Origin of the sequence: Asanoa iriomotensis (assembly GCF_016862515.1) — a bacterium.
GTDB classification, from domain to species: domain Bacteria; phylum Actinomycetota; class Actinomycetes; order Mycobacteriales; family Micromonosporaceae; genus Asanoa; species Asanoa iriomotensis.
This window is the reverse complement of record NZ_BONC01000137.1, coordinates 1-7696: the sequence shown is the minus strand read 5'-3', so window position 1 is coordinate 7696 and position 7696 is coordinate 1. Positions and strand designations below refer to the sequence as shown.

The 7696-nt window shown below is 65.7% G+C and carries 8 protein-coding genes; all 8 read left to right on the top strand.

Annotated elements, in window-relative coordinates:
* The coding region (locus Air01nite_RS40025) for an AMP-binding enzyme (RefSeq protein ID WP_444541821.1) at positions 1–342 on the top strand (342 nt) is incomplete at its 5' end.
* On the top strand, positions 339–1520 hold the full coding sequence (locus Air01nite_RS40020; RefSeq protein ID WP_203708647.1) for an aminotransferase class I/II-fold pyridoxal phosphate-dependent enzyme: 1182 nt from the start codon (positions 339–341) through the stop codon (positions 1518–1520). The genes Air01nite_RS40025 and Air01nite_RS40020, both read left to right, overlap by 4 nt.
* The gene (locus Air01nite_RS40015) at positions 1513–2796 is read left to right on the top strand and encodes an asparagine synthase C-terminal domain-containing protein (protein ID WP_203708645.1); all 1284 of its coding nucleotides are present in this window, start codon (positions 1513–1515) and stop codon (positions 2794–2796) included. Before Air01nite_RS40020 ends, Air01nite_RS40015 begins: the two co-directional genes overlap by 8 nt.
* Positions 2793–3083 (top strand): acyl carrier protein, encoded by a 291-nt coding sequence (locus tag Air01nite_RS40010; RefSeq protein ID WP_203708644.1) that lies wholly within the window; start codon positions 2793–2795, stop codon positions 3081–3083. The genes Air01nite_RS40015 and Air01nite_RS40010 overlap by 4 nt, the downstream gene beginning before the upstream one ends.
* Before the next feature lie 74 nt (positions 3084–3157).
* Positions 3158–4189, top strand: coding sequence for a UDP-glucose 4-epimerase GalE (galE, locus tag Air01nite_RS40005; protein ID WP_203708642.1), 1032 nt, complete (start codon positions 3158–3160; stop codon positions 4187–4189).
* Between the two features lie 71 nt (positions 4190–4260).
* A complete protein-coding gene (locus Air01nite_RS40000) occupies positions 4261–4728 on the top strand; it encodes an NUDIX domain-containing protein (RefSeq protein ID WP_239091289.1) in 468 nt (155 codons plus the stop codon).
* 588 nt (positions 4729–5316) lie between these two features.
* Positions 5317–6099 (top strand): hypothetical protein, encoded by a 783-nt coding sequence (locus Air01nite_RS39995; RefSeq protein ID WP_203708640.1) that lies wholly within the window; start codon positions 5317–5319, stop codon positions 6097–6099.
* A gap of 199 nt (positions 6100–6298) precedes the next feature.
* Positions 6299–7246, top strand: a complete 948-nt coding sequence (locus tag Air01nite_RS39990; protein WP_203708639.1) for an aminoglycoside phosphotransferase family protein — start codon at positions 6299–6301, stop codon at positions 7244–7246.
* The last annotated feature ends 450 nt before the right edge of the window (positions 7247–7696 follow it).

The following is a 7696-nucleotide window of genomic DNA, read 5'->3' as shown; positions in this document are numbered from 1 at the left end:
GTCGGGCGGCGCGACGAACTGTTCAAGTCCCGCGGCATCCGCGTCACCACCACCGAGATCGAGACCGAGATCCGAGCCTCCGGTTTGGCCACCGAAGCGGTGGTTGCCGCCGTCGCCGGCAGCGGACCGGACGCCCACCTGATCGCGGCCGTGACCCTCAACGCCAACGGCGCCACGCTCGCCGACCTGCGCGCGTACTGCCAGCAGGACCTGCCCCCGCACATGCAGCCACACGAGATCATCGTGATCGACTCGATGCCCACCACGTCGACCGGCAAGACCGACAGGTCCGCAGTCCGCACCCACGTCAGCCAGCTCGCCTCCGGGTCGGTACAGCCATGACCCGTGAAAGCACGATCCGTGACCTGGCGGCGCCGCTGCAGGCGTTCGGCCAGCTGCACGCCGACACGCTGCGCCAGTTCGGCTCCCGCGCCGTCGACCTGTCCTACCCGAACCCACGCTTCCACCTCGACGACCGCCCGTATCGGGTACTCGCGGAGCTAGCCAGCCGAGCCACGGTGGACGACCTGCGCTATAGCCCGTTCGGCGGATTCACCACCGCCCGCCGGCGCGTCGCCGGTGTGCTGGCTGAACAACACGTTCTGCCGTACTCGTACCGGGACGTCATCCTCACGCCGGGTGCCACCGCCGCCCTGAACGTGGCGCTGACCACCTTATTCACTCCGCCCGACCAGGTCATGGTCGTCACGCCCTGCTGGATGGACTACCCGCTCTATCTGGCCAACCTCGGCCTAGGGTCGCAGCTGGTCGCCAGCACACGTGACAAACACGTAGACCTTGACGCCATCGAGCAGGCCTGGACGCCGCACACAGCGGGACTGATCATCAGCCAGCCCGCAAGCCCAACCGGCGTCTGCTACGACGCCGACGAGGTCACCGGCCTCGCAGCCCTCCTTACTCGCCTCGGACACGCACACGGCCGCCCCCTAATGCTGATCAACGACGAGACCCACCGCGACCACATCTGGACCGGCGAGGATCTGGCCAGCCCGGCGCACGCCTACCGACACACCGCTAGCGTCTACTCCTACGGCAAAGCGTGGCAGATGCAGGGCCAGCACACCGGATACCTCGCCATCCACCCCGACATCGCCGACCGTGACACCCTGCGTGAACAGCTCGTCAGCGCGATGCGGGTCACCGGCTACTGCGCACCCACGGCGCTGACCCAGCAGCTCCTCACCGAACTGAGCCCCTTCACGCCCGACCTCGGACCGCTGGCCGACCTGCAACACCACACCCGACACCGACTCCGGGAGAGCGGCTACGACGTCATCGACGCTGCCGCCACCCACTTCGTCTACGGCCGCGTCCCCTCAGCCGATGACGTCGGCTACGTCGAGCGCGCCGCACAGCAGGGCGTCCTGATCATGCCGTCGCGGCTATTCCACGAGCCCGGCTACTTCCGTATCGCCCTCAACACCCGCGGTCCCGCGCTCGACCGTGCCCTCGATGTCCTCGCCGACCTCAACACCGACGGGACAGGCGATCATGCTTGAGACCATCCTCCCGATCGCGAATCTGCGCTGGTCCACTGACGGGTTCACGGTGCACCATGCCGCACAAGACGACACGGGATCGCCGCACAACATCGCGGATGGCGGCCGATTCGCCACCGCTGAACGCACCGGCGACACGGTGACCCTAAGCCGTGATCGGCTCGGACTGAACAAGCTCTACTTCGCCGTCGACTCCGAGCGCGGCGTCGTCGCGGCCAACTACCTGACCGACCTCGTCCGAGCCGGTATCCAGTTCGACGCCGTCTACGCGGTGCCGGCCGGGGCGACCGCCGTCATCGACCTACATGACCGCACCATCAGGCTGAACCAACCGCACCAGCTGCCAACCACCGCTGACACCGATACCCGCCACCACCTGGCACGTGCACGCGAGCGCCTCATCCGCCACATCGCCACGGCCGCCGCAGCCGTCCCCACCGCACCCGTCGCCGTCTGCCTGTCCGGCGGCCTCGACAGCAGCCTGATCGCCGCGCTGGTCCGCCAGCACTTCACCAACGTCCGCGCCTACACCTACGCCTTCGACGATCACACCGGGCAACTCAGCCCGGACGCCGTCCACGCCGAACGACTCGCAGGCCAACTGGACATCCCGTTCCGGCTCATCACTGCCGACGCTGACAAGATCCTCGCAGTGCTGCCGCGGGCCTACCGCTTCGGACAGGACTGGCGCGACTTCAACGTCCACTGCGCCATCGTCAACGACCTGCTCGCCGAAGCCATCGCCGCCGACACGGCAACGGACGACGGACCGGTATTCGTGTTCACCGGCGACCTCATGAACGAACTCCTCGCCGACTACACCCCCGTCCAATACCGAGGACAGGACTTCTACCCGCTGCCGACCGCGCCCGCGGAACACGCCCGGCTCAGCCTAGTCCGCGGCGTGCAGTGCGGGGATCGAGAAGTCGGCGTCTTCGCCGCCCGCGATCTCGTAGCCGTCCAGCCCTACGCACAGATCTGCGACGACCTTCTCCGCATCCCGGCCACCACCGCCAAACCGGCTGTCATCCGAGCCCTGGCCGGCACGCTGCTGCCAGACGACTCGTACGACCGGCCCAAGGCACGAGCACAAATCGGCAGTCCCACGGCGACTACCGGCATCCTTCCGCTGATGGTCGACGCCGGTCGTGTCGGCTCCCGGCTGGAGCACGAGTTCCGCGAGGCAGTCGGCGTGAACGAGAGCACGTCGCTCGCGGGCCGGATACGCGCAGGCGTCTACCGCTTTCCCAGCCACTTCCCGACGGAGGCGACATGAGCACCACCGATACCCAGGCCGACATCCGGGCCGCTCTAGAGGCTTGCGTCCGGGACATCGGACGGATCGCGCCCACCGACACCCATTTCGATCAGCGATCGGAACTCTTCGACACCGGCTACCTGGACTCGCTCGGCATCGTCGCGCTCACCGCCTTCGTCGAGCAGCGTTTCGGTGTCACGCTCGCCGACGATCAATTGTTCGATCCGCGGTTCACGACGATTGCCGGGATCGCCGACATCATCGCCTCGCACGCAGCGACCAGACCACACACCGGCTCCGCGTAGCCGGTCACCATCAGACGCCGTTCTCACCCGAGTCACGTCAAGCGTTGTAACGCGCACGCAGGAAGGACGACGAGTTGAAGGTCCTCATTGCGGGCGGAGCTGGATACATCGGCAGCACCATCGCGTCCATGTGCCTCGACAACGGCATCACACCCATCATCCTGGACAACCTCAGTACAGGCTGCATCGACTTTGTCCACGACCGGATCTTCTACCGCGGCGACATTGACGACGGAACTCTCGTCAAGAAGATCTTTGACGACCACCCCGACGTCTCAATCGCCCTGCACTGTGCAGCAGTTCTTGTCGCGCCTGAGTCCGTACGCCACCCCTTGCGCTACTACCGGGAGAACGTCGCCAAGACACTCGCATTCGTCGACGCCCTCACGCAAGCTGGCTGTCGGCGTCTGATCTTCAGCTCCAGCGCGGCCATCTATGCACCTACGCCAACCTTCGGCGTGGACGAAAGCTCACCGGTTGCGCCGGCAACGCCGTACGGCTGGAGCAAAGCCATGCTCGAACAGATACTGCACGACTGCTGCCTCAGCGGAGACCTGCGCGTGGTTTCCCTCCGTTACCAGAACGTGGTCGGCGCCGACCCGTACCTGCGAACCGGGCCGACCATCGCTGGCACGGAGCGGGCCCTCGACAGCCTTCTGGACGCTGCACTGGCCGACCGGCCGTTCACCATCGCCGGCACCGACTGGCCCACCCGAGACGGCACGCCTGTGCGCGACTACGTCCACGTCTGGGACCTCGCGCGGGCGCACCTACTCGCCCTGCAAGCCTTCGACACCGTCGCGTCAACCGCACCGGATTGCTACCTGGCGCTGGACCTCGGTACCGGTGTCGGAACCACCGTCGGCGAACTCATCCGCGCTGTTGAGGCCGTCGTCGGCCGCCGCATCACTATCACCCACGCTCCGAGAAGACCCGGTGACATCGCCGGCTGCTACACCCGCAGCCGGTTGGCGCTCCAACATCTCGGCTGGCAACCACGACTGCCCCTCAACGCCGCCGTCCGCGATCTCTTGAGCTGGAACAAAGCCAATCATCATTCTCACGAGTCACCGCAGGGGATGCATCGTCATGACGCGGTGACCTAGCCCAACGGCCCCGGCGGAGTGTCAAGTGCAGGCCGCTGCCCCAACCACGACACCATTGGTAAGTGACCCCCATGATTAAACATGGCACCGCCAGCGTCTTCCTCTTTACCCCCGACGGCGGCGGCTGGCGCATCGGACTTATCCGCCACCCTCGGCTACACCGCTGGATGCTGCCCGGTGGTCATGTCGAACCGCACGAGAACCCCGCCGAGGCCGCGCTCCGCGAGGTCAGCGAGGAAACCGGCGTCGTCGCTCACTTGATCAATACACATGCCGCTGGGCTGACCGACTCAGCGCCGGGAATACCGATGCCTGTCTGGATCGTCGAGCAGCATGTGCCATCGGAGAGCCGTCACCCACATCCGCACGTTCACATAGATCATCTCTACGTCGCCGTCGCTGCGGCAGCCGAGCCGGCGGGGCAGGCCGAGCTTCAGGTTCGATGGAGCACGCCGAAAGAGCTCGCTGAGCTGGACATGTTCCCTGGCAGTCTCCAGGGCGCTCGCCTGCTGTTCGACCGCATCGACCAACTCGCTTGAGCCTCCATCGAGTCGACGTGTCGAGGATGAGGGTGCGTTCCACACGCGGGACTTTCGTACTAGTGTACGAAGATCGCTCGACGTGCGGGCCAGCCAATCTATGGCCCTCGCCTGCTCGGGTCGAGCCGAACAAGCACCCCGGCCTTTAGGCACACGAAGTGAGGAGCGACCAATGGCAGATGGCACGCAGCGAATGGAGTTGAGGTGGGTGTTCCGGCCCATGGCTGCCCGCTCCGCTCAAGTGCGAGCCCTCGATGGTCGTCCCGTCTTCGGGATCGGGCAGGCGAGCCCCAGCGGAGAGACAGATATCGTCCTGACCGACGGAACCTGCGTACGCGCGAGCCGAAAGGAGGTCGTGGCCGAATGAAGAGATGGCAGCGCATACCTCCTGGTCGGGAGCTTGTTGCCCGCTGCAGCGTTGCGGTTGCCACCGAGGCCGTGCGAGAAGGTGCGCAGACACCATCAGGTCAGGACAAGTTCTATCTGGACTAGTGTTAGCCAATCAGCCGCGCGGGGGTCGCTATGACAACACCGGCAATCGCGAAACTTCACCAGCGAAGTCAGCGCTGCCTCGATACGCAGGATTCGATGGCCGCCATGACGACTGCTGCCCTGGCCGAAGCTTCGGTTGTGCTCGACGAGAGCATCAGTGCTGCGGCGCTCACGAGCGCATCGGTCAACGGTGAGGGTCTCTTTGAAGTCGCGAAGCTCCATATGATCCGCGAGATGGCATTGGCCGGTGATCCGGACCAGCCGCGGGAATCCGCCGCCCAGGTCGCGCTCTGGGTTCTGATCGCGGTGACCGCTCCTGGCTGGCTGCCGCCACACGTTCAGCAGACCGTGCAGGCAGCAACACGAAGCGGCGCAGCGACTGACCCTCCGTCAGCGGCCACGATGGCGATGTGGTGTCACGCCACTGCCGTACGCTCAGCTTGGTGGCGTGAGCACGACAAGACCATCGCCCTCGCTGACCTTCTCGTGCGGGCCTTCGAACGCGCTGCCGAGATCGGCGGATCAGATATCCCCGAACACTCGACCCGTCTGATCACCCTGGCCGGCTGCTACGACGTGCGCATGCGTCACCGACAGGGTGATGGCCTCGACATCGTTAGCGACCTTCAGGCCACCCTTGAACTCGTTGAGCGTGGCCTGGCGGCCGAGCCAGTCAAGCCCGATATGCGGCTGCGTGGCCTACGACTCAAAGGGCGGGCCGCGCTCACATACGCGCGCCTGCATGCTGACGTCGCCTGGCTCGATAGCGCAGCCACCGCCCTTCGAGCGGCTGTAGATCTCGCTGACCTCGGCGATCCTGCGCGTTCAGAGGACGCTGATCTGCTATGCGCCGCAATGGCCGAGCGCCGACATCCCTGACTTCGCTACCGACCTCGTGTCGCATGCCCGAGAGGCCGGCGCCCGGCAATGTCGTCACTTGGCGGGAAGGGCGCGCAATCTGAACTCCTCCAAACCCGGCGGTCACCAAGCGAACGGCCTGTGGCGGTGCTCAGCGCGCTCGGCCGTTCGCCTGCAAGTTGTTCCATCACCACGGAGTGAGGAGGAGCCGAAGAGCAATATGGCCGCCCCTTCCAGTAAGGCCTCCAGGGAGTTACTCGCTGCACTCCGGCAGGCACGCAGAAGCGACGGCGACGCCGTCAGCGACTCGCTGGCAGAGCTGGGCGTACGACCGCTCGCAGGAGGCATGCAGAACGACATCTATCGGTGGACTTCGCCCGCCGGCGAGGACACCGTGATCAAGTTTTACAGGAGGACGGACAGACGCCGCGCCGATCGTGAGTGGGCGGCCCTGAACCTTCTTGAAGCGCAACATCTCAGAACGGTCCCAGCCCCGCTGTGGCTCGATCGAGCTGAGGGCGAGCCAGCCCTAGGGATGACCTTCCTACCTGGCGCTCCATTGGTCGAAGCGCCTAACCCTTTGCAGGCACTGCGCGGTCTCGCCCACACAACGACGCAGCTGCAAGCTGTCCCGTTGTCCGGCCTGATGGCCGAGATGCCCCGAATCGACAGCGGCGAACATTACCTGGTCCGGTTGACTCAGGTGTGGCCCGATGCACTCGACAGGGAGGCTAGCGACCCGTTGGCGGCGGCCATGCAGAACTTGCTCGCAGCATGGCACCGCAGGGACGATGCCGGCCTGGTCCTCGGCCAGCTTGAAGTGGTCCTGTCCCGCGGCGATGCGAATTTGCTCAACTGGCTTCAGGCCGGCGATGGTGCCGCCTGCGTGGACTTCGAATACGCCGGATTCAGCAATCGTGCGTTCGATGCCGCCGACCACATCGAGCACATCAGCGCCCGCGACATCCCCGACGAGGTCTGGGTGAAGCTGCTACCGGAATTCGGCGTTTCCAACGCCAACCGCAAGCAGTTCGCGGCGAGCCAACGCACGTGCGCGTTGCGTTGGCTCGCCGTCCTCTGGAAGCAACGCGATCGCCGCCCTGACGAGTTCGCCCGGCAACACGAGCGCGTCAATATGCTCTTCGGCCCCTCCAGCCCTTACCGCTAGCCATCGCCCGGGCAACCGCGTACGACCTCGTACTGGAGCTATGACTGCCGTGGGCGCTGGCTCGCCACGGAACGCTCGGCCAGAGGAAGGTCCATGTCGCAGCCCTGAGCCATGATCCTTTGGTTCGCATGCCGTAACCTCGGCTCCACCAAATGGCTTGCTAGACCGTGTCCGCTGGCGCGGCCACGATCTAGGAAGCCATTTGTCATTCCGATTCCGGGGGCGACCCCCGGAGACCCCACGGTCTGGTGGGCGCGGTCCGCGGTACGCGAGGTCGGACCCCAACGTTGCCGTTGGGTCCGAGTTCGCCGGCTCGGCGTCGTGGTCGCCGTTTCAAAACCTGATCGCGGCGCCTCCAGGGCGATCCGGTCCGGATCGGTGCGCCGGCGGCCGGTCACGACGGGCGCGTAGGTTCGAATCCTGCCCTCGATTAGGACCGGCGAATCTCTA